We start from the raw sequence: 20,755 nt of genomic DNA, 5'->3' as shown, positions 1-20,755 counted from the left end.
AACGTTTAGAATAATCCTTATTCTATTATTTTTTCCATATATTTATAGGCAATTAATTCAATAATACTAATCATCGAGATTCTTGATGTCATATCTATTTCGTTAAACTGGATATAATCTGCAAACACATACAGATTAATATGGCTCATGTTTTGTACAGGATTATTATTTGCTGATGTGATGGATACAACAGTCGCTTTCGATTTAATGTTTAACTGTTCTATATCCCTGATCAATTCTGCATCTTCTCCCCCATACGTTAAAAAGAAAACAAGGTCGGAGTTCCGAATTCCATTTAACAACATTTTGCGAAAAAAGTGATCCTCTGGGAAGACTACTTCAAAACCAAGACCTGAAAAAATATATTCAAAATAATGGCCGACACTTTTGTTTAATCCACGAGCCATAACGACGATTCTTGGTTTTTCCTTTAAGAGCTCAATAATTTTATCCACTTTCTCCTCATCAAGCACACGAACAGATTCATATATGTTTTTTAAATACTCAATTCGATATTTTTCCTGTGAAACAACAAACGGATTTGTATTTTCTTCAATATTTAAATTCGTATATTTAATAATGGCATTAAAATCACTGTAGCCGGAAAAGCCAATTTTTCTTAGGAAACGAATTATCGTCGCCGGGGATACATAACATTTTGCAGCGAGTTCACGTATCGTGCTTCGCTTTACTTCTTCCATATTTCGAATGATATAGTTATAAAGTTCCTTTTCGCTATTGTTCAGCGTATTAATATGTTTTGAAGTTATCTCAAAAAAATCCATTCTTTCACCTTCCAAAACCAATCGTTAAAGTTTTCACTTAGCGAAGTTAGAGTTATTTAGTATCCTGAAACAAATTTAAGGCCTATTATACTGATGACTATTCCACTAATAAATAGAATTCTTTTACTATCTTTTGATTTTTTGAAAAAAAGCATGCCAATTAATACACTTCCCGCTGAACCAATGCCCGTCCAGATCGCTTTTTTGTTATTTATCATTTTACATACCTTTTAAATTGAATGAATGTCAGTCATTATGAAGGTAAACAAAAAGTATTGGATACTATCCAATAGCTTGTTTATGTTTTAAATAACGATCTTTTTAAGAAGTTAAATAGTTCAGTCTTATATACTTCTTGTGCATCATCTTGCTCATAGCTGATGAAATAACGTTCAGCTGCATTTTCAACAAGACTTATGATGATTCTAGCCGTCCATTTCACATTAATATCACTAATTATCTCTTTCCTGTTAATGGCATTCGTTATTATTTCCTCGAGCCAATAATAATAAGTTTGGTAGATCGCTTCCCATTTTTCCAATGAGTAATCGATAGCAAGGCCGGAATAACAGAGGACAATAACGTCTTTGTATTCATCTGTAATATTAAAGGTTTCATCAATCACAATTTCTAAAACGTTCCAAAAGTTTTCTTTCCCCTGAATCTTTTCCTTAATTCCTTCTAGAGTAATAGTGAGAAGATTATCTGCAATAGCTGGTATTAAAGCCTTTTTTGAGGAGAAGTATAAATAAAAAGTTCCTTGTGCAACTCCAGCCCTTTTTACGATATCTGAAATCGAGGTCTTATCAAGCCCTTTTTCAGAAATAACTTCAATAGCGGCATTCAAAATTTTATTATATTTCCCGTCATGCTTGCTCTCCATACGATAATCACCTCTTTCTGAAATGAATGACTATCATTCATTTTATTGCAGCTTGAAAGAAATGTCAAAGAATGCTCTTTTTCTAATTTTCGCAATTAATCAATGCTATAAATGTATGTTTATGTTATCCGATTCATTATAAGGTCCTTGGTAAAGATGAATAGATAGAATACACAAAGAGGAAGTATTCTAATCAACTAAAGAATACTTTCTCTTTTCAAATGAATTTATTAATTTTCATTTTTACCACTTAGGTCACTTTACAATTCAAGCTCTTCAAAATCGATTTTTGGTGGTTCTTTTTTAAAAAAGCCTGTGGATATTATCAAATACAACACACCAAGCAAGCCCCAAATAAACCCAAATAAAATCGACTCGAAATTAAGGTTGCTCCATAGATATATAATAAAGCATAGACCAATTAGAGGGCCTATCAAATTACCAAAGGTAAATCCAAATGAACGAGGCTTTTTTGATCGAAAGTAATTTGTAATTACACATATGTTCACAAAGGAAAAGGCAGTAAAGGCACCGACATCAATAAGTGACGTTGCCAAAGTTAAATCTAAGAAAAGTGCTGAAAGAGCTAGTAGCCCAATAAATAGAATATTGGGTACTGGCGAATTAAATTTAGGATGCAGATATCCAAAGAACCGATTGGGCAGTACATTATCTCTTCCCATAGCATATAACATTCTGGAGGCACTTACTTGTGCTGCCAAACCAGAAGCAAATACCGAGAATAAGGCTCCCGCAGTGAATATAGATAAGAATAAATTACCTCCAATTGTGTACGCAATCTGTGGGGAGGCACCTTCGATATTATGAAACACAGATACATCAGGAAAAAGAGATTGCATGAAGTATGTAACCGTGAAGAAAAAGATCCCTCCTATTGAGCAAACTATAATAATAGCCTTAGGAATTGTTTTTTTCGGCTCAATCGTTTCTTCAGAAAGTGTAGTTATTGCATCAAATCCGATAAAGGATAACGCGAGTAGTGCAGCTCCTGGAAAAATACTAAAAAATTCCATACCAGAAGGAAATAGCTCATTTAGATTAATAAAATGTTCATGTCCTTTCAAAATTGAACGAACATTAAGGTAAATGAAGAGTACCACAACAATAAACTGAAATGACACAACTATCATATTCAATGATGCTGCAAGCTCAACACCAAAGATATTTAATATACTAATCACAACTATAAGCCCCACAATCCATATCCAACCAGGAACTTCAGGTAATACAGATGAAAGGTATATTTTGGCTAGTAAGGCATTAACCATTGGCAAAGCTAGATACGCAATGAAAGTGAGCCATCCAACAATAATTCCTAAATATGGATTCAAAATATTTTTTGTATACGTGTAAACTGATCCTGCAGTAGGATATTTTTTTACTAGCTTTCCATAGCTCATAGCGGTAAAAAGAATAGCAATAAAAACAACTATATAGGCAGCAGGTACATGCCCTGAAGATACCTTTGAGGCAATTCCAAAAGTATCAAACACTGCAAATGGCGACATATACGCAATTCCAATTGCTACAACATGCCTTAATTTTAACCTTCGCTGAAGCTGATTCGTTTCATTCATAATAGCACTCTTTTCATAATAAAAATTCTGATTTTTATGAATTATCGCTTCTTTATATCCGCTTTCTACTTTTCTATTTGTCCTTAGAAACACTCCTTCTAGGTCGAGGTCATTCAAAAGTTTCATTTTATCTAACAACATTCATTTGATATTATAGCAATTCGTCCACCTTTAATTTCTGGATGTTTTGTGAACTTTTTTTAGTTTTTCCTCCAGAGTCCTGTAGCCAAGCCATTTGGACTTAAATTGAACATTAATTTTTCTTAACAATCTACTTTTTTAAAATATCGATATATCTTTTCTAGCTTTTTTGTTTGTTTTCCCTTGGGACTTTCCATATTCCCAAACTCAAAGAATTTCACTTTTTTGATGCCTACAAAATGAAATAAGGCTTTTTTCATCAATATTTTATGCGCATTATTTAACCAGAGAAGTGGATAATTTGTAGGTCCCTTCATGGTCGACACACATACAACTGATTTTCCTTTCAATTGTCCCTCTGGTAGAAGTCCCTTCTTATCCTTGTAAGCAAAATTTGCTGCAAATAATTGATCAATGTATCCCATCAGCATCGCTGGAGGTCTTCCCCACCAAATGGGATAGACAAAGACAATCTTGTCAGCCCAAGTAATCTGCTCTCTATATTTTTCAAGGTGAGGATCACGATACATATCACGTCTTCGTTTCTGTTCATTAAACACTAGAAGTGGATTAAAGCCCTCTTCATACAAATCTACCACATGTAATTCCTTTATGTTAGGATTTTCATTACTTCCTTTAATGACCTTTTGTAAAAATGCGTAACTTAAACTATTGTGATTAGGATGCGTGTAAATAATTAGGATTTTCATAACCTACCTCTTTTACTTATCATTTGATAACAAAATCATAACACCTAGTAATTTTAGTTGTCAAATGATAATTGTAATATGATAACAATTTTGTTATCTTCTCAGTAAGAGGTGAAAGATATGGACAAAGAAGCTCTATTTTTAAAATGTGTGTCCTTTACAACTTCAGTTCATCGTGTAACACACGAATTAACAAAAAATGCCAAATCAGACTCCGTCACGCCTGTTCAATATAATATGCTTGAGTATATAACGGTTAGTCAGCCTGTTACTCTCAGTGAAATTAGTGATTGCCAGCATATGTCTATGCCAAATACGAGTCGTGAGTTGAAAAAACTAAGTGAAAAAAAGCTAATTGAAAAGATAAGTGATACTGAAGATCGACGGAAACAGTACATTCGTCTCACTAAAGATGGAGAGACCATGATGAACGAATCCTTTGCCTGTGTAGAATCTCGTTTCCTGCAGCGAATACAAAATGCTTCGAAAGAGGATTTAGCGGATATTGACCACGCCTTAGATATTCTTCAGACAAAACTATTTTATTAATAGCTATGAAATAACAGGAAAAGAACCCTTTCAATAAGAAAGGGCCATTCTATTAAGTTTACATTAATCATTTTTGCCTACTGTGAAATTCAAAAAAAACCTATTAAACTAGACATATGTAATACTGAAGCAAAGGAAGTGCCCATATTGGTTGAGAATCGTAACTATCCAAACCCAAAACGCGACATTAGTGGCAACAGTCTGCATGCTGATTGTGAAAACTGCTTCGGCTTGTGTTGTGTTGCGCTACCCTTCGCAGCTTCGGCAGATTTTGCCATTGATAAAGACACTGGCAAGCCTTGCCCCAATCTGCAAGCGGACTTCCGTTGCAGCATTCACAAAAGCCTCAGAAAACAGGGCTTTAAAGGGTGTACTGTTTTCGATTGCTTCGGCGCAGGGCAAAAGGTTTCCCAAGTCACTTTCGAAGGAGCCGACTGGCGTGGAGGTCAAGAAACGGCGAAAAAAATGTTCGATGTGTTCCCTATTATGCATCAACTTCATGAGATGCTCTGGTATTTGACCGAAGCTTTGACGTTGAAAGCGGCTCGTCCGATTCATAGAGAGCTTAGCATCATGCTCGACGAGAAGGAACGACTTACTCAACTTAGTCCCGATTCACTCATGGAACTAAATGTTCCATTACACCGGGCAAATGTAAACAGTCTGCTGTTAAGGACCAGTGAACTTGTGCGGACCGAGTCACTTCTCCAGTATAAGAATTCAAAAAAAAGTAAAAAAAGCGACCATCAAAGGGCTGATCTTATGGGTGCAAACCTTAGAGGTGCTGATCTCAGAGGAGCCAACTTAAGAGGAGCATACCTTATTGCTGCTGACCTCCGAAACGCTGACTTGAGAGGGGCTGACCTAATTGGAGTTGATTTTCGAGACGCCGACCTTAGAGGTGCTGATCTCACCGGGAGTATCTTTCTCACTCAAGTTCAGATTAACTCGGCGAAGGGCGATGCACACACAAAGTTACCACACTGGCTATCTCACCCAACACACTGGTCTGCTTTTGAGCATAAAAACAAATAAAAAAACTTACATTAATTCTAACTTATCTCATATATTTAAAAAAGTTTACCGTTACATATGATACGGTTCTCCAAAACGGTTGTAACGGGGAAATAGTATAGATAATATTAAAATAAATTTACCTTTAATACTATTAAAAAACAACGTTAAAAAGGAATGGCTACTTCCATTCCTTTTTCTGATTTATTTCCTACGAATCATTATTGAATTCTTTGTTCTACTTGCTTCATAAAGAGCCTCTCCCTATGCCCCCGGATGGTCCAATGCGTAGAGACGTCGGTATCTTTCTTCGTTTTTTAATAAATGTTGGTGGCTGCCAGTCATTGTTATTTTTCCTTGGTCGATGAACAGGATTCGATCCATCTTCTCCATCCCTGCCAGATGGTGGGTTACCCAAATAATCGTTTTCCCTTCTAGCGTATCAAAAATTGTGCTTAACAATTTATTTTCTGTAATGGGGTCAAGGCCGACAGTCGGTTCATCCATTATTACCACGGGTGTCTGCTGCAAGAGAATTCGGGCAAGGGCAATCCTTTGCCGTTCTCCTCCAGAAAAGCGCTGTCCTGTTTCGTGCATGTTTGTGTCATAACCGTTTGGTAGTCCGTTAATCATTTGATGCAACTGAACCTTCTCTCCGACCTCATATACCTCTTCATCTGTTGCCTGCGGATTTCCAAGACGGATGTTATTCAAAACAGATGTATGGAATAAATAGGCTTTTTGATTCAATACCGACAGCATTTTGGGTATCGAAGCAAGCACATCATGGGGCTTTCTTCCATTTAAAAGGACTTCACCGCCGGTTGGTTCAAGGGACCCTTGGATTAATTTCAATAAGGTTGATTTGCCGGCACCACTTGGTCCAAGAATCGCAATTTTCTCTCCTTGGGCCACCTTTAAGCTAAAATCGTTTATCAATAGAGGTCCCGACGAATAGTGGAAGCAAACATGATTTAATTCAATCGATATTTCTGGAAAATTGGGTGCATCATTATTCTCTTCTTCGCTCCACTTTGGTAAATCTTTAGATTCCAAGCTTTCAAGGCGCTTGATCGAATCTTGATAGGTTGATACTTCACTAACCGCAGTGGCAATCGGTAAAAAGGATTCCAATAACGACAACGAGACAAGACCAACTGCTGCAATAAAGGTTGCCGGGATTTCCCCGTTTAGTGTCATCCCATTGGCCCAATAGATTGATACCACCACAATTGCGCCAAGCACAATTTGATTAAGCAGATCCCGCCAATTGACATATGAATGGATTTTTGTTTCAAGCTGTTGCAATTGGTGCTGCTGGTCTTCATAACGCTGAATAAAATCTTTATATCTCCCGCTAAAGAGCCAATCATTCATGCCAAACACTGCATCCGTAAACTGCTGATAAAGGCGGTTCCTTCCCTGCTTTACCTTTTCATTATTCTCCCTCATATAAATAAAGGAAAGGATGGGTCCTACAAAGATTAGTAATCCAATTAAGACAGCTAACAGAATAGCAAATGGAATGGAGAAAAGACCGGCACAAATAATGATTACTGTATAAATAACGAGTGAAACAATTGATGGGAACAAGGTTTTTAAGTAAAAGTTCTGTAAGTTTTCAATATCATCAGCGAGAACACCAAGGATATCTCCCGTTAAAAAACGCGACCTTAGTAACACAGCTTGAGGCTCGAGCACTTTATATAGGCGGACACGCATGTTGGAAAGAATTTTTAAAACGAACTGATGGCCTGTCAGCCTTTCGATATAGCTTAATACTGACCGGCCAATTCCAAAGGTGCGAACGCCAACAATCGGTACATAAACCATTAAAATCGATTCCGGCCGTGTTGAAGCTTTTGAAATTAAGTAACCGGAAGTAAACATTAAGCCACCACCAAAAAGAATGGTGAGTCCTCCGAGAAAAATGGCCAGGATAAACAAACCGCGGTATTGCTTTAAATAGGGGATAATCCATTTTTCCTTATCCATCAGAACCCCTCCCATTGCGACTTGACCAGCTGACTATAAAATCCTTGTTGTTCTATTAATTGTTCATGTGTCCCTGTTTCAACCAACTTCCCGTGATCTAAAACCAATATTTGGTCCATATCCAACATCCAATGTAGACGATGGGTAGCAAAGAAAACTAATTTCCCTTCAAACAATTGCAACATGGTTTCTTTTAATTCATATTCTGTTTCAATATCCAAATGGGCGGTGGGTTCATCTAACAAAAGAATCGAACGGTTTCCTAAAAATGCCCGTGCAATAGCCATTCGCTGCTCCTGTCCTCCGCTTAACATTCGTCCGCCTTCCCCTACTATCGTATTCAACCCATCCGGCAATGTTTGAATAACCTCCATCAATCCTGCAGCAGATACAGCGGCTTTAACTTCCTCTTCCGTTGCATGAGGGTGATAAAAACGAATATTGTTAAAAACGGTATCGGAATAAAGATATGGGTGCTGCGGGATATAGGTCACCTGCTTTTGCCAGTTTTTCTGCAAGAGGTTTTTGAATCCTTTACCATCAATCAGAAATTCACCTTCCGTTGCAACTAAAAATCCACTTAATAGATCGATTAATGTAGATTTGCCGGCACCACTTGTCCCAATGATCCCCACTTTTTTCGTTCCTGATATGGAAAAATCAATATGGTCTAACCCATTATCGTTTTGATCATCAAACCGTAAACTCATATCCTTTACAGTGAAAACACTAGTTGGTTGCCATGGTGGAATGGGGTCTTGTCCTAGTTCAGTCATTTCCTTTTGCAGAATTTCCTGCATCTTTTTACCCGCTTCTTTTCCATCAAGTGTCGCATGGTAATCAGCTCCAACTTCCCGAATTGGTAAAAAATATTCCGGTGCCAAGATGAGGATGGTTAAGGCTGGTTTCAGATCCATAGTCCCATTTATTAAGCCGATTCCCAGAAATACAGCCACCGTTGCGATAGAAAGCATGGTGAAGAAATCGAGTGCAAATGTGGACAAAAAAGCAATTCGCAATGTAGACATCACGGCTTTTCGGTATCGTTCACTTACGAAATGTATTTTTTCAATATGTTCTCGACTGAGACCTAAATACTTAAGCGTCTCTAATCCTCTTAAAGAGTCAACAAAATGGTTGGATAGCATTTGATAAGATTCATACTGACGATTTGCTTTTTCTCTTGCGGCCACCCCAAGAAGAATCATGAAAACAACCAAGATTGGAAGGGCAATGATTAAAATAACAGCAGAACGGATATTTTCAAAAAAGATGAAAAGGCAAACCATAGCCGGAATAACGGCGGTATTCATTAATTTCAGTAAAAAAAGCTCCAAATAGCGCCGAAATTTCATGGTACCTTCCATCATTAAGGTTACGGTCTGGCCGGATCCTTCCGCTGAGACAAACCGCGGGCCAAGTTGAAATATCTTTTCCAAAACTAATTCCCTTAAATGAACACTCGTGTTGACTGCAAAACGATAGGAAATCTTTTTTTTCAAAAATGTAAGCACTTGGCGAATAATGAGAGCAAAAAAGAAAAAGGCCAATTCTTTCATGACATGACGAAACAAATCTCCCCCAAAAAGGGAGGAGATTGAATCTGCCAAAAAATAGGCCTGAGTGATAATCATGATACCTTGAAGGATGGTTAATAATGCCAAACTTCCAAGAACCTGCTTTATTCCCGTGTATGAGAACAATGATTTATCCATTAGTACGTTAAATGCTCCTTATCTGTAACTCGTTTTCTAAAGACATAATAACTCCAGATCGTATATCCTAAGACAAACGGTAAAATTGTTAGGGCCACAATGGTCATTATTTTCAAGGAGTATGCTCCACTTGAAGCATTATAAACCGTTAAATCAAAAGCTTTATTTATCGAACTAATCATCACCCTTGGGAAAAGCCCCACGAAAATCGCTGAAACCGTCAACCCTAAGCCAAGACCAGACATCGTAAAGGCTAAGCCTTCCCGTTTTTTGGAGATAAAGGTATAGGACATCACATAGGCAAGGACAATTAAAACGACAATGATCAGTTCTGGTATAAGGCGAACTTCAAAAATATCAGTCATGGACCAAGATAATCCAACAAAGACGACGAGAGCCCCCAGAACCGCTAGGACTACTTTCTTCGCTAAGGCGGCTGACCGTTCTCGGAGCTCCCCTTCCGTTTTCAACGTCAAGAAGTTTAATCCATGTAAAAGGCATAACAATGTAACAGTTAAACCTCCCCATAGCGAGTATACATTAATGAAATCAGTGAATCCAGCTGTCATATTCATGTCTTTATGGATTGGCATTCCTTTAAGCATACTTGTAAATAAAACACCTAGTAAAAACGGAGGCAACAAGCTGCCAGAAAATAGCGCCCAATCCCAGACATTTGTCCAGCGACTGCTGGGAACCTTGCTGCGGAATTCAAAGGAAACACCGCGGGCAATTAAAGCAAGTAATACAACTAATAATGGAAGATAGTATCCGCTGAACATAGTTGCATACCAATTTGGGAAAGCAGCAAAAATCGCACCACCGGCAGTTAAGAGCCAAACTTCATTCGCATCCCAAACAGGCCCAATGGCATTGATCATGATCGATCGCTCAGTCTGAGTGCGAGCCAAAAACCTTGTAGACATACCGACACCAAAATCAAAACCTTCAAGAAAGAAGAAACCAATAAATAAAACGGCGATTAAGACAAACCATAATTCACTTAATTCCATCCTAAGCACCTACCTTATCAAACGGATCAATTGTTTTATTTGGGGTAATTCCTAGCTGGTCTGCAGGACCCTTTTTGATTTCTCGAATCATTAAATAAACCATGACAATAGCTAGAACTGTAAAAATTAACACATACAGGATGATTGAAAATAAAACGCTGCCCCCGGAAACATTTGGTGAGACCGCATTGGCAGTGGTCATCAAGCCAAAAACACTCCAAGGCTGGCGGCCTACTTCCGTCATGATCCAGCCAAACGTATTAGCCAGGAACGGAAAGGAAATCGCCGGAAGTAAAAACTTCAAAAACAACTTGCTGTTTTCAAGTCTTCCTTTCTTCCATAGGTATAATCCAATCATAGATAATAAGATCATTCCTACACCGAAACCAATCATTAACCGGAAGCTCCAATAAGTTGTTTTTACCGGAGGAATGTAATTTGTCCCTTTACCGACTTTGTCATCATATTTCGCTGCATACTCTTTTTGAAGTGTCTCCATTCCTTTTAAGCTGCCCTCAAATTTGGAATAAGATAGAAAGCTAAGGGCGTAAGGAATGTTAAGTTCAAACTTGTTTTCCTTTTTAGCTGAGTCAATGATCGCAAGGGCTGACCATGGTGCCGGGTCTGCTGTATCTTGCCAGATACCTTCTGCAGCCGCCATTTTCATTGGTTGTGTTTTTACTAGATATTGAGCTTGGCTGTGGCCGGTTAATGCCGTACCAATGCTACCAATCAATCCAATGATTAAAGCAATATTCATTGATTTTTTATAGAACTCAATATTTCGTTTCTTTAACAAATTATAGGCGCTAATTCCTGCTGTGAAGAAAGCTCCTGTACATAAGGCGCCTGCCAAAACATGAGGAAATTCAACCCACAGTTGGCCATTTGTGATAAGTGCAAAAAAGTCATTCATCTCTGCCCGTCCATTTTTGATTGCATAGCCGACAGGAACCTGCATAAAGGCATTGGCAGTTAAGATCCAAAATCCTGAAAGAATGGTTCCGATCGATACAAGCCAAATACATGCTAAATGCATTTTTTTAGAGAGACGATCCCAGCCGAAAATCCACAATCCGATAAAGGTTGACTCCATAAAGAAAGCTAGCAGTGCTTCAATTGCAAGCGGGGCACCAAAAACGTCTCCTACAAATCTCGAATAATCAGACCAGTTCATACCAAATTGGAATTCTTGAATAATACCTGTTACAACCCCGACGGCAAAGTTAATCAAAAACAGGTGACCCCAAAATTTTGCCATTTTCTTGTAGGTCTCATTTTTCTTCGTAACATACAAAGTCTCCATTAAAGCGACCATAAACACCAGACCGATTGTAAGTGGAACAAAGAAAAAGTGGTAAACTGTGGTCACACCAAACTGAAGTCTCGCTAAAAAGACTTGATCCATACTCATTTCCTCCCTAAGCATTTTTCATGATTTTTCTGTTTAAATTATGTTCATTACTTCACAAAGATGAGAGTAGTTATGCGAATTCTAATTAAAAGATGGCTAAAAAAGCCAGATTGTTAAAATAAATATTAAATTAAAATTATTATCGTTTTAAAATTAATATTCACATAAGTATAATATCAAACATTTATGAATTAATTCGTCGGTTTTTTGACGAACTTATGACACTTTCTTGAACCGTAGAGAGTATGTGCCAGATAAGGCCCTATTATGAAAGGTTTTATGGCAATTCCATCTTGGTTTTTATGCGACTTTTAAAGAAACAACAAAGATATCAATGGTAAAAGTCACTGCTAATATTTTCAGAAATGCTGAAAATAAAACCCGAAACGCGTTAGTACTAAAATGACCCATGGCAATAGACTCCCTTTATTATACTGATTATCAAATCTAGAATAATTGAAACTTTTCCCCCTTTCTACCAAATTACCATATTTTGCACTAGTCAAAATAAAGGATTCTGTTATAATGTGTTTGGAATATAATTTAATAGTTAGAATTGTAGGGGAACCGGTGTTGCCGGTTGAGATTACATCCTTAAGATGTTAACTCTTAAAACCTGATCTGGTTGATACCAGCGGAGGGAACATATTCTTGAACAAATAAAATTGTTTGCTTATATGCGCCCTGGGTTCTCCCCTAGGGCGCTTTTTAATTGTCTAGCTCCACAAGGAAAGCTTCGGCAGCATAAGCACCGCACGAAGAAAAAGCGGTAGCTTTTTCGAGGAGGTCATACGCCGCTGACCAGGGCGCTTGCGCTTTTCTATTGTCTAGCTCCAGCGCCCTAGCGGCTAGTGCCCTTCGCTCTCCGCCCTATGATAAGTCAACATCGAATCGCCTTCAGCTCTTCGTGTTTCCTTTATCTCAGTTGGAGAGCTCCAGGTCATACGCCGCTGACCAGGGCGCTTGCGCTTTTCTAATTATCTACATAGGAGGAGTAGGAATGAAAAAGTGGTTAATCGTTTTATGTTCATTATTAATGATTGCAGGTTGTAGCAATCCGAAATCAGCATCAGAAACGAATAAGAAAAACACACACTCTCTGAAAAAGGTATCTGTCGTACTAGATTGGACACCAAACACGAATCATACCGGTTTATATGTAGCAAAAGAAAAAGGCTATTTTAAAGACGAAGGATTAGATGTGAACATCATTATGCCAGGTGATGCTGGAGCAGATCAGCTTGTGGCTTCAGGTAAATCAGAGTTTGGCGTAAGCTATCAAGAATCGATCACACAGGCACGTATACAAGGCGTTCCTCTCGTTTCTATAGCAGCCATCATTCAACATAATACTTCAGGTTTTGCCTCACCAGCTGCGAAGAACATTGTTACACCAAAGGATTTTGTAGGTAAAACATACGGTGGCTGGGGCTCACCTGTTGAAAAATCTGTTCTTTCTTCCTTAATGAAAAAAGAAAATGCCGATGTGAACAAAGTTTCGATTGTAAATATGGGAGATACTGATTTCTTTACAGCGGTAAAACGAGACATCGATTTCGCATGGATTTATTATGGCTGGACCGGTGTAGAGGCAGAGCTGCGTGGAGAAAAGCTCAATATGGTATACCTAACAGACTACTCTGATAAACTCGATTATTACACGCCGGTTCTCTCAACGAATGAAAACATGATTAAAGAAAACCCTGATACAGTTAAAGCTTTTGTAAAAGCTGTTTCCAAAGGGTATGAATTTGCTATTAAACATCCATCCGATGCTGCCGACATTTTAATTAAAGCAGTGCCTGACTTGGATCCAAAGCTTGTTAAAAAAAGTCAAGAATGGCTATCCTCTAAATATCAAGATGATGCACCAAGATGGGGCGAGCAAAAACAAAAAGTATGGGAAAATTATGCTTCATGGATGTTTGACAATGGACTTCTTGAGAAAAAGCTTGATGCTAAAAAAGCATTTACAAATCAATTTTTACCACAATAAGGGGTGATGAAATGACAAATTCACTGATCAGTATTCAAATCATACCAAAAACAAAAAATGGCGAAAGTGTTATTCCGTATGTAGATGAAGCAATCCGAGTAATTCAAGAGTCAGGGGTAAAATTTGAGGTACATCCACTTGAAACAACAATGGAAGGCGATTTACAGCAATTACTGCAGGTGATCACGAAAATGAACGATCGCATGGTTGAGCTGGGAAGCAGTAACGTTATCTCCCAAATAAAAGTATTGTACCAGCCATCAGGCATCTCCATGGATCAGCTTACGGAGAAATATAGATAATGATGAAAATCATAGCGAAAGGGTGGAGACCGTTATTGGTTCTCCTCCTTTTATTCATTGTCTGGGAAACGGTTGCGATTAAATCTGGAGTTCCGGATTGGCTTTTACCCACTCCGACAAAAATATTTTATGAGGGTTTCGATGGTTGGTCTAACTTTTACCCCCATTTATTATCAACCATCCAACTATCCTTACTTGGATTTGCATTAGGTTTACTAATCGGCCTACTTACGGCTATTCTATTGCACTTGCTCCCTTTCATTCGGGAATCGATTTATCCGTTGCTAATCATTTCACAAAACATTCCTATTATCGTCCTAGCTCCTCTTTTAGTGATTTGGTTTGGCTTTGGATTATTACCAAAAATGATCGTCATCACTCTCGTTTGCTTTTTTCCCATTACCGTTGCCGCATTAGATGGATTTAAGCAAACTTCCAATGAGTTAAAGCATTACATGATTATGGCAGGGGCATCGAATAAGCAATTATTTTGGAAACTAGAGCTCCCCTATGCCCTTCCTTCACTATTTTCTGGTTTAAAAATATCCGCTACCTACAGTGTCATGGGTGCAGTTATATCCGAATGGCTTGGAGCGAAGGAAGGTATTGGTGTTTATATGACCCTTGCCTCCTCATCCTTCCGTACAGATAGAGTTTTTGTAGCCATATTTGCAATTGTGACATTAAGTTTATTATATTTTTCTATCATCGTTCTTATTGAACGCTGGCTCGTTCGGTGGCAGTTGAAAGGGGCGAAATGGAAGTGAGTCATCTTACGGTTTCAAATATTTCTAAGCAATTTGACAAGAATGAAGTGATCAAGAATCTCGCATTCACAGTTGAAGAGAATGAGTTTGTCTCCATTCTTGGTCCATCAGGTAGTGGGAAAAGTACTATTTTTAGTCTTATCGGAGGAATCCTCTCACCGGATCAAGGTACCATTCACTTAGATCATCAAGTCATTAACGGAAAACGGGGTTATATAAGCTATATGCCACAAACCCCTTCTCTCCTTCCATGGAGAACCATTCTTGAAAATGTATTGCTAGGGCAAGAGCTTCAAGGAAAAAAAGAGAAAGAAGCAGCATTAGAAATGATCGCTATCGCTGGATTAACGGGGTATGAAAATGCGTATCCTCATGAATTATCAGGTGGTATGAAACAAAGGGCTTCCTTTATTCGAGCATTATTAAGTCCACAATCCATCATTTGCTTGGACGAACCTTTTTCTGCCTTAGATGAATTAACACGACTTGATATGCAAAAATGGCTTTTATCAATTTGGGAAGAACATCGAAGAACCATCCTTTTTGTGACTCATAATATTGAAGAAGCATTATTTCTATCAGACCGGATTATTGTTTTATCTAATAAACCTTCTCAAGTGGCAGCTGAATTTCACGTCCCTTTTTCACGCCCAAGAGAGGAAAGTCTATTTCTAGAAGACGAGTTCTTAGAATGGAAAAGGAAAATTTACTATTCTCTTAAAAAACGATCATGAGTCTCAACTCGCAACCTAGGCATGGAAATCAGCCTAATATGAGTTTATACACCAACATAATAAAGGCGGTGTGAGCAGAGCTATACTTCACAAATTTAAAGTGGTAAATTTATTTATCTAACTTTAGACGGGATAGGCTGATGCATTTATGCGACGCTCCGCCCCTTTTCCACAAGAACAGGAGAGTGATGAAGTTGCTAAAAATGATTGATGCACATATTCACTTAGATCATTATAACGATCAAGAAATAAAGGATATCATTGAAAGGGACTCATCTTTAGAAGCACTATTATCCGTTTCTTTTGATTTAGAATCAAGTAAAAAAAATAAGGATCTTGCCAAAATATACTCAAAGGTTAAGCCAGCTTTCGGCTTTCATCCTGAACAAACGCCCCCAACGGAGAAACAAATGGATGAACTTTTCAGTTGGATAAAGAGCCATCAAAATGACATGGTCGCAGTTGGTGAAGTGGGGCTTCCTTATTATTTAGGAAAAGAACAAAAACTAACTACTGTTCAACGTAGCCAATACATTGAACTATTAGAAGCATTTATTAAACTAAGTAAGGAATTAGAAAAACCTATCGTCCTTCATGCTGTTTATGAAGATGCCCCCATCGTTTGTGACCTTTTGGAAAGATACTCCGTTCCAAAAGCCCATTTCCATTGGTTCAAGGGTGATTCCAAAACGATCCTGCGAATGACAGAAAACGGGTACTACATTTCAGTCACGCCCGATGTTTTGTATGAGGAGGAAATTCAACAGCTCGTTCAAACCTATCCACTTCAGCAAATCATGGTCGAAACAGATGGTCCATGGCCTTTTGAAGGGCCTTTTACCGGAAAGATGACGCATCCCTCCATGATGAAAGAATCGATTAAAACGATATCCGAAATAAAAAAGCTTTCAATGGATGAGGTTTATCATCACGTTTTTTATAATACTAAATCATTCTTTTCTATTTAATGAAGAAGGAATACTGCTGTCTCTTTTTAATGATCATTATCAAAAATTAAAAGAGTACCAAAACACTGGAGAAGGATTTACCCCTTCTCCTTTTGTTTCTCTATACCAAAAATAATTGTGGATCAAACATGAGTGATCTCTAAAAAAATAATCCTATATCTCTGGTAATTAAGAGAAATAGGATTATTTTAATACTTATTATTTATTGGGTTACCGTTACTTGTGATAAGGTTCACCGTAACATATCAAAGTGAGGTTTTTAAAAAGGGCTCCTTAGAAATTATAGCTATAGATGAAGTCAAAAACTCTTAATAAATGTCCAGTATGGCTTCATAATTTAACCTCTGCATTCTGTTTTAAATACACTGATTGTTGCCGTGACATCTCCGTTGGCATTAACAGTCAAATGGATTAGTGCATGTACTAAAAAATTGGGAGCGGTTCCCTTTGATATTACACGAATTGGCACATTAAATGTATTCTCAAATTGTCTGTTATTTGTAGAAAAATGATCATTACTTGTCTCATTAAAAACATACTCGTTTCCTTGACTGCCTACTCCTTGTCCGTGAATATTCGAGTGAACTGTGACATGAAAATTTCCAGAGGGAGTATTATTTTGCTCTACTAAAATGTTAATCGTGCCATTTAATTCAAGAGATTCCCCATTACATTCATTAGTGGCAAGTATTAAAAAAGGCAATTTTGCCATTAGTCATCACCTTCTATCCAATTATTTGAAAAATGATTTTATTCATTTTCAAAACTAGAATATGCAGTAGTACTAACGAATGTTACGGCGCTTGTCCAAATAAAACTTTATACATTGTTAATTATCGATGCTTTATTCACTAATATTTTCATTTTATAGATTTGCAAAAAGACCTCAATTACAGCCAAAAAGGCAGCGGATTTCAAATACAACCCGAATAAATATATAAATAGATGTTCAACCTATTTTGTATGTTTTACTGCTGCTGAAAATTGTGCTCATATTTATTTACCAGAGCAGGTACATTTCGAATATAGTTTTGGGTCTCAGAGAGATACAAATACTTTGAGTTTAACACCCTTCCTGGACCGGCATTATAAGCAGCCAATGCCAATTCAAGGCTTCCAAAACGGTTAAGCTGAATTGCTAGATATTTTGTGCCGCCTTCAATGTTCTGAGCTGGGTCATAGGGATTTACTCCTAACCCTTTGGCTGTCCTCGGCATTAACTGCATTAAACCAATCGCTCCAACCGAACTTATTGCATCTGGATTACCCCCTGATTCTTGTTCGATAATAGCAGCTATTACAGCAGGGTCAATTCCGTATTTTGAAGAGGCGGCTTGAATTTCCTTTCCCCATCTCATTACTTTATCAGATTCATCATATTCAACAAGGACAGGTTGGTCCTTTACAACTTTTACAATCATTGGTTTACCATTTTCAGTCATGATTCTAACAGTCAACATGTCCTTAAGGGCACTAAAACCATCGTAGAGGTTGGTCTTAATGATTTCCCAATCAGATAAGGCAGCCTTTGTATCCGATGCCTGCTCATTCTCTAATGGAATGCCGTTTACTAGCAAGTCCTTGTATTTGCTGGTAGAAAATTCTTTACTGTTGCTTGTTAAGTTAGAAATTGGAACTCTACTTTGAAATCCGACCTTTGAAGCTAACAACTTAAAAGAGTTTTTGATATTTGTCTTAAAAATCAAAAGTTTTTCCTTTTTATAGGCTTTTGTATCAGGGATATCCACCTGCAACTTTTCCTGAAAGGGCAGAGTATACTGATTCCCAATCGGTTCATAATGGGCTAATTTGTCAATAACCCAGTTCTCCATTGGTGCCCAGTTGACTTTTCCAGCTACATAAATCAACACAGCCAAAATTCCTATTAGAATGAAAACTTTGCGAAAAAAAGGCCAAATCCAGCCCTTCATAACATGCTTAAAATTTTTGGATATTGGCACGAGATATTTCTTCAAGTGGGTTCCTCGTTTCACTCATTAACAAACGATATTTTTTTGGGGGTTAAATCAAAAAGCCACCCTTTTTCAGGGTGAATTATTAATTAGGATTTATTATTACAGATTAATGTAATTATACCACTTATACTATACCGTTCTTTTTGACAAATAGAGGAGAAATAATAAAACCGCACCTATTCAGGTACGGTTGATTACTCATGTGTTAAATATGAGGTTAACTCTACTGTACGGGAAAACATGGCGTTTCCCCTCTACCTTATTTTTTGTTTTTCTATCATAAATAGGCGTGCCCAACAAAACGCAGATACTCCTTTTACAACCAAGAGCTTTTATTTGACTAGCATGAAATTGATCTTTAAATCAAATCTGTCATCTGATAATAGTAATTAATAATCACCCGCCTCATTTATGGTAGGGTTCACCGTATATATTTAAGCGGCGGTTTTTAAATCTTTAGCTAACGGCGACCTGCCTTCCTTTTAAACGTCCAAGTGGACCATATTATCGACACTACAAGGATCAACAAACACCACCCAACTGCCCACCATATATAACTGCCTGCCGCACCACCCATAAGGAGGGAGCGAATCGTTTCAATGACTGGTGTAATTGGCTGGTTTTCAGCTATTCCTTGCAGCCATTTTGGCATTGTACTGATAGGCACGAAAGCACTTGAAAGGTAGGGCAGAAATAATAACACAAATCCATAACTGCTCGCTGCAGCCGGTGTTTTTGACACAAGACCAATTGCCGCAAAAAGCCACGTAAATGCCAGTATAAATAAGGCTATCACTCCAATTGCCGTAACCCATGAAAAAATGCTTCCCTCAGGTCGAAAACCAACAAGTAGAGCAATGATAATGACAACACCTGTAGCAAGGAAATTACGGGCCAGACTTGCCGCTACATGTCCTGTGATTACGTTCATGCTTTGAATCGGCATTGTTCTAAACCGGTCAATAATACCATTGGTCATATCTGTAGCTACATCAACTGCTGTAGAAGACGACCCGAATCCCGCACACAACAAAATGATCCCTGGGACAACATAATTTACATATTCCCCGCTTGGATCTATTGCACCTCCAAACACATACGTAAACATCAGCATAAGCATGATCGGGAGTGCTATAGCCATGATCAATGCCTCTGCATTACGTAAGCCATGGAGTAAACTTCTTCCAACAAATACAGAACAGGTAATAAGGGCTGATGGTTTTTTAATCTCAGTTTTTACATTTAACATTAAGGTCTCCCCTTTTCTGAAGTTAGTAATAAAAACACATCATCCAAACTTGGCCGGCGGATACTTATTCGTGTTCCTTCGGGTGCCCCGGAAGCCACTTCTTCAAGAATCTGTTTGACCTCCTGAATACTGCCGCTTGTTGGAATCTCACGGATAATTTCGTCATTGTCATTACGTAATTCAACCATTTCCTTGCCAATCCGAGATTTCATTTCCTCTGGAGTTCCCTTTCCAACAATCCGCCCCTTTGATATAACAGCAATTGTATCCGCTAGTTTGTCTGCCTCTTCTAAATATTGTGTTGTCAAAAAAATCGTGACACCTTCCGTTGCCAAATGGAGAATAATATCCCACAATGCACGTCTACTGCGTGTATCTAGACCTGTTGTTGGTTCATCCAGAAAAATTATAGACCTTGGAACCACTAAGCTGACAGCAAGATCCAAACGGCGGCGCAGTCCTCCTGAATATGTTTTTACTCTTTTTTGCGCAACTGTCGTTAAATCAAATTGTTCAATTAGTTCATTTGCCCGCGAGCGTGCCTCTAATCGCGAAAGACCAGAAAGTCTTGCCATCATTCGCAAATTTTCCTCCGCTGTTAACATTTCATCAACAGCTGCAAACTGTCCAGTGAGGCTAATGGAACTTTTTACTTTTTCCTTATCGCTCATAATATCAAAGCCATTAACACGAGCAGCCCCTGCATCAGGTGCAACCAAGGTCGATAGAATGTTAATAAATGTTGTTTTCCCCGCACCATTTGGTCCAAGCAGTGCAAAAATCTCCCCTTTCTGAACATCTAAGTCAATACCATCCAATACAACTTGTTTGCCGAATTTCTTTTGAAGGCCATTCACTACAATTGCCAGATCATTCATTTGTATTCCTCCCTTTATATTGTATACAAGTTCTGTATATATCATAAACAGTTTATTGCATACACAGT

19 protein-coding genes, 1 pseudogene and 1 riboswitch are annotated in these 20,755 nt (G+C 38.0%); of the genes and pseudogenes, 7 read left to right on the top strand and 13 right to left on the bottom strand.

The window, feature by feature from the left end; all coding sequences use genetic code 11:
- Nucleotides 1–17: 17 nt before the first annotated feature.
- The 5 genes and pseudogenes from M5A78_RS09395 to M5A78_RS09375 form a co-directional block, all read right to left on the bottom strand.
- A complete protein-coding gene (locus tag M5A78_RS09395; RefSeq protein WP_248735012.1) occupies nt 18–785 on the bottom strand; it encodes a MurR/RpiR family transcriptional regulator in 768 nt (255 codons plus the stop codon).
- 56 nt (nt 786–841) lie between these two features.
- Nucleotides 842–985, bottom strand: a pseudogene (locus M5A78_RS09390) (SMR family transporter); the annotation flags it as partial.
- Nucleotides 986–1,083: 98 nt separating this feature from the next.
- Nucleotides 1,084–1,668, bottom strand: a complete 585-nt coding sequence (locus M5A78_RS09385; RefSeq protein WP_248735011.1) for a TetR family transcriptional regulator — start codon at nt 1,666–1,668, stop codon at nt 1,084–1,086.
- 260 nt (nt 1,669–1,928) lie between these two features.
- The gene (locus M5A78_RS09380) at nt 1,929–3,266 is read right to left on the bottom strand and encodes an APC family permease (RefSeq protein ID WP_248735010.1); all 1,338 of its coding nucleotides are present in this window, start codon (nt 3,264–3,266) and stop codon (nt 1,929–1,931) included.
- 263 nt (nt 3,267–3,529) lie between these two features.
- Nucleotides 3,530–4,117 (bottom strand): NAD(P)H-dependent oxidoreductase, encoded by a 588-nt coding sequence (locus M5A78_RS09375; RefSeq protein WP_248735009.1) that lies wholly within the window; start codon nt 4,115–4,117, stop codon nt 3,530–3,532.
- A 120-nt stretch (nt 4,118–4,237) separates the two neighbouring features.
- Between M5A78_RS09375 and M5A78_RS09370 the strand changes: the two genes are divergently transcribed.
- On the top strand, nt 4,238–4,666 hold the full coding sequence (locus M5A78_RS09370) for a MarR family winged helix-turn-helix transcriptional regulator (RefSeq protein ID WP_248735008.1): 429 nt from the start codon (nt 4,238–4,240) through the stop codon (nt 4,664–4,666).
- 147 nt (nt 4,667–4,813) lie between these two features.
- Nucleotides 4,814–5,701: a pentapeptide repeat-containing protein gene (locus M5A78_RS09365; protein ID WP_248735007.1), complete on the top strand. Its 888-nt coding sequence runs from the start codon at nt 4,814–4,816 to the stop codon at nt 5,699–5,701.
- 243 nt (nt 5,702–5,944) lie between these two features.
- On the opposite strand, the gene cydC is transcribed toward M5A78_RS09365, so the two are convergent.
- The 4 genes from cydC to M5A78_RS09345 are packed head-to-tail and all read right to left on the bottom strand — an operon-like array spanning nt 5,945 to nt 11,811.
- On the bottom strand, nt 5,945–7,675 hold the full coding sequence (gene cydC / locus M5A78_RS09360) for a thiol reductant ABC exporter subunit CydC (protein WP_248735006.1): 1,731 nt from the start codon (nt 7,673–7,675) through the stop codon (nt 5,945–5,947).
- Nucleotides 7,675–9,390: a thiol reductant ABC exporter subunit CydD gene (gene cydD / locus M5A78_RS09355; RefSeq protein WP_248735005.1), complete on the bottom strand. Its 1,716-nt coding sequence runs from the start codon at nt 9,388–9,390 to the stop codon at nt 7,675–7,677. Before cydD ends, cydC begins: the two co-directional genes overlap by 1 nt.
- The gene (gene cydB / locus M5A78_RS09350; RefSeq protein ID WP_248735004.1) at nt 9,390–10,403 is read right to left on the bottom strand and encodes a cytochrome d ubiquinol oxidase subunit II; all 1,014 of its coding nucleotides are present in this window, start codon (nt 10,401–10,403) and stop codon (nt 9,390–9,392) included. The genes cydD and cydB overlap by 1 nt, the downstream gene beginning before the upstream one ends.
- 1 nt (nt 10,404) lies before the next feature.
- Nucleotides 10,405–11,811, bottom strand: a complete 1,407-nt coding sequence (locus tag M5A78_RS09345) for a cytochrome ubiquinol oxidase subunit I (protein WP_248735003.1) — start codon at nt 11,809–11,811, stop codon at nt 10,405–10,407.
- Between the two features lie 556 nt (nt 11,812–12,367).
- Nucleotides 12,368–12,477, top strand: a riboswitch (TPP riboswitch).
- A 340-nt stretch (nt 12,478–12,817) separates the two neighbouring features.
- Here M5A78_RS09345 and M5A78_RS09340 point away from each other — a divergent pair.
- From M5A78_RS09340 to M5A78_RS09320, 5 genes are all read left to right on the top strand, one after another.
- Complete coding sequence (locus tag M5A78_RS09340; RefSeq protein ID WP_248735002.1) at nt 12,818–13,813, top strand: ABC transporter substrate-binding protein; 996 nt, start codon at nt 12,818–12,820, stop codon at nt 13,811–13,813.
- Between the two features lie 11 nt (nt 13,814–13,824).
- A complete protein-coding gene (locus M5A78_RS09335) occupies nt 13,825–14,115 on the top strand; it encodes a thiamine-binding protein (RefSeq protein ID WP_248735001.1) in 291 nt (96 codons plus the stop codon).
- Nucleotides 14,115–14,882, top strand: a complete 768-nt coding sequence (locus tag M5A78_RS09330) for an ABC transporter permease (RefSeq protein WP_248735000.1) — start codon at nt 14,115–14,117, stop codon at nt 14,880–14,882. Before M5A78_RS09335 ends, M5A78_RS09330 begins: the two co-directional genes overlap by 1 nt.
- Complete coding sequence (locus M5A78_RS09325) at nt 14,879–15,616, top strand: ABC transporter ATP-binding protein (RefSeq protein ID WP_248734999.1); 738 nt, start codon at nt 14,879–14,881, stop codon at nt 15,614–15,616. The genes M5A78_RS09330 and M5A78_RS09325 overlap by 4 nt, the downstream gene beginning before the upstream one ends.
- Nucleotides 15,617–15,810: 194 nt before the next feature.
- Nucleotides 15,811–16,584: a TatD family hydrolase gene (locus tag M5A78_RS09320; protein ID WP_248735053.1), complete on the top strand. Its 774-nt coding sequence runs from the start codon at nt 15,811–15,813 to the stop codon at nt 16,582–16,584.
- Nucleotides 16,585–16,921: 337 nt separating this feature from the next.
- On the opposite strand, the gene M5A78_RS09315 is transcribed toward M5A78_RS09320, so the two are convergent.
- The 4 genes from M5A78_RS09315 to M5A78_RS09300 all read right to left on the bottom strand — a co-directional run bounded on the left by M5A78_RS09315 (nt 16,922) and on the right by M5A78_RS09300 (nt 20,687).
- Nucleotides 16,922–17,296, bottom strand: a complete 375-nt coding sequence (locus M5A78_RS09315) for a hypothetical protein (protein WP_248734998.1) — start codon at nt 17,294–17,296, stop codon at nt 16,922–16,924.
- Between the two features lie 256 nt (nt 17,297–17,552).
- Nucleotides 17,553–18,455: a lytic transglycosylase domain-containing protein gene (locus M5A78_RS24900; RefSeq protein ID WP_406603683.1), complete on the bottom strand. Its 903-nt coding sequence runs from the start codon at nt 18,453–18,455 to the stop codon at nt 17,553–17,555.
- Nucleotides 18,456–19,020: 565 nt separating this feature from the next.
- On the bottom strand, nt 19,021–19,809 hold the full coding sequence (locus M5A78_RS09305) for an ABC transporter permease (protein WP_248734997.1): 789 nt from the start codon (nt 19,807–19,809) through the stop codon (nt 19,021–19,023).
- Entirely contained in the window at nt 19,809–20,687 is an 879-nt protein-coding gene (locus tag M5A78_RS09300) for an ATP-binding cassette domain-containing protein (protein ID WP_248734996.1), read from the bottom strand. Before M5A78_RS09300 ends, M5A78_RS09305 begins: the two co-directional genes overlap by 1 nt.
- Nucleotides 20,688–20,755 lie beyond the last annotated feature (68 nt).

The organism is Neobacillus rhizosphaerae (assembly GCF_937468385.1).
Lineage (GTDB): Bacteria > Bacillota > Bacilli > Bacillales > Cytobacillaceae > Neobacillus > Neobacillus rhizosphaerae.
Note: the sequence above shows the minus strand (reverse complement) of the source record. Positions and strands in the feature narration are given on the sequence as shown.

Coding starts and splice junctions, on each gene's coding strand:
- M5A78_RS09345 (WP_248735003.1), bottom strand. CDS start 11,811: ATGGATCAAGTCTTTTTAGCGAGACTTCAGTTTGGTGTGACCACAGTT.
- cydB (WP_248735004.1), bottom strand. CDS start 10,403: ATGGAATTAAGTGAATTATGGTTTGTCTTAATCGCCGTTTTATTTATT.
- M5A78_RS09370 (WP_248735008.1), top strand. CDS start 4,238: ATGGACAAAGAAGCTCTATTTTTAAAATGTGTGTCCTTTACAACTTCA.
- M5A78_RS09385 (WP_248735011.1), bottom strand. CDS start 1,668: ATGGAGAGCAAGCATGACGGGAAATATAATAAAATTTTGAATGCCGCT.
- cydD (WP_248735005.1), bottom strand. CDS start 9,390: ATGGATAAATCATTGTTCTCATACACGGGAATAAAGCAGGTTCTTGGA.
- M5A78_RS09395 (WP_248735012.1), bottom strand. CDS start 785: ATGGATTTTTTTGAGATAACTTCAAAACATATTAATACGCTGAACAAT.
- M5A78_RS09380 (WP_248735010.1), bottom strand. CDS start 3,266: ATGAATGAAACGAATCAGCTTCAGCGAAGGTTAAAATTAAGGCATGTT.
- M5A78_RS09305 (WP_248734997.1), bottom strand. CDS start 19,809: ATGTTAAATGTAAAAACTGAGATTAAAAAACCATCAGCCCTTATTACC.
- M5A78_RS09330 (WP_248735000.1), top strand. CDS start 14,115: ATGATGAAAATCATAGCGAAAGGGTGGAGACCGTTATTGGTTCTCCTC.
- M5A78_RS09315 (WP_248734998.1), bottom strand. CDS start 17,296: ATGGCAAAATTGCCTTTTTTAATACTTGCCACTAATGAATGTAATGGG.
- cydC (WP_248735006.1), bottom strand. CDS start 7,675: ATGGATAAGGAAAAATGGATTATCCCCTATTTAAAGCAATACCGCGGT.
- M5A78_RS09300 (WP_248734996.1), bottom strand. CDS start 20,687: ATGAATGATCTGGCAATTGTAGTGAATGGCCTTCAAAAGAAATTCGGC.
- M5A78_RS09335 (WP_248735001.1), top strand. CDS start 13,825: ATGACAAATTCACTGATCAGTATTCAAATCATACCAAAAACAAAAAAT.
- M5A78_RS09375 (WP_248735009.1), bottom strand. CDS start 4,117: ATGAAAATCCTAATTATTTACACGCATCCTAATCACAATAGTTTAAGT.
- M5A78_RS09340 (WP_248735002.1), top strand. CDS start 12,818: ATGAAAAAGTGGTTAATCGTTTTATGTTCATTATTAATGATTGCAGGT.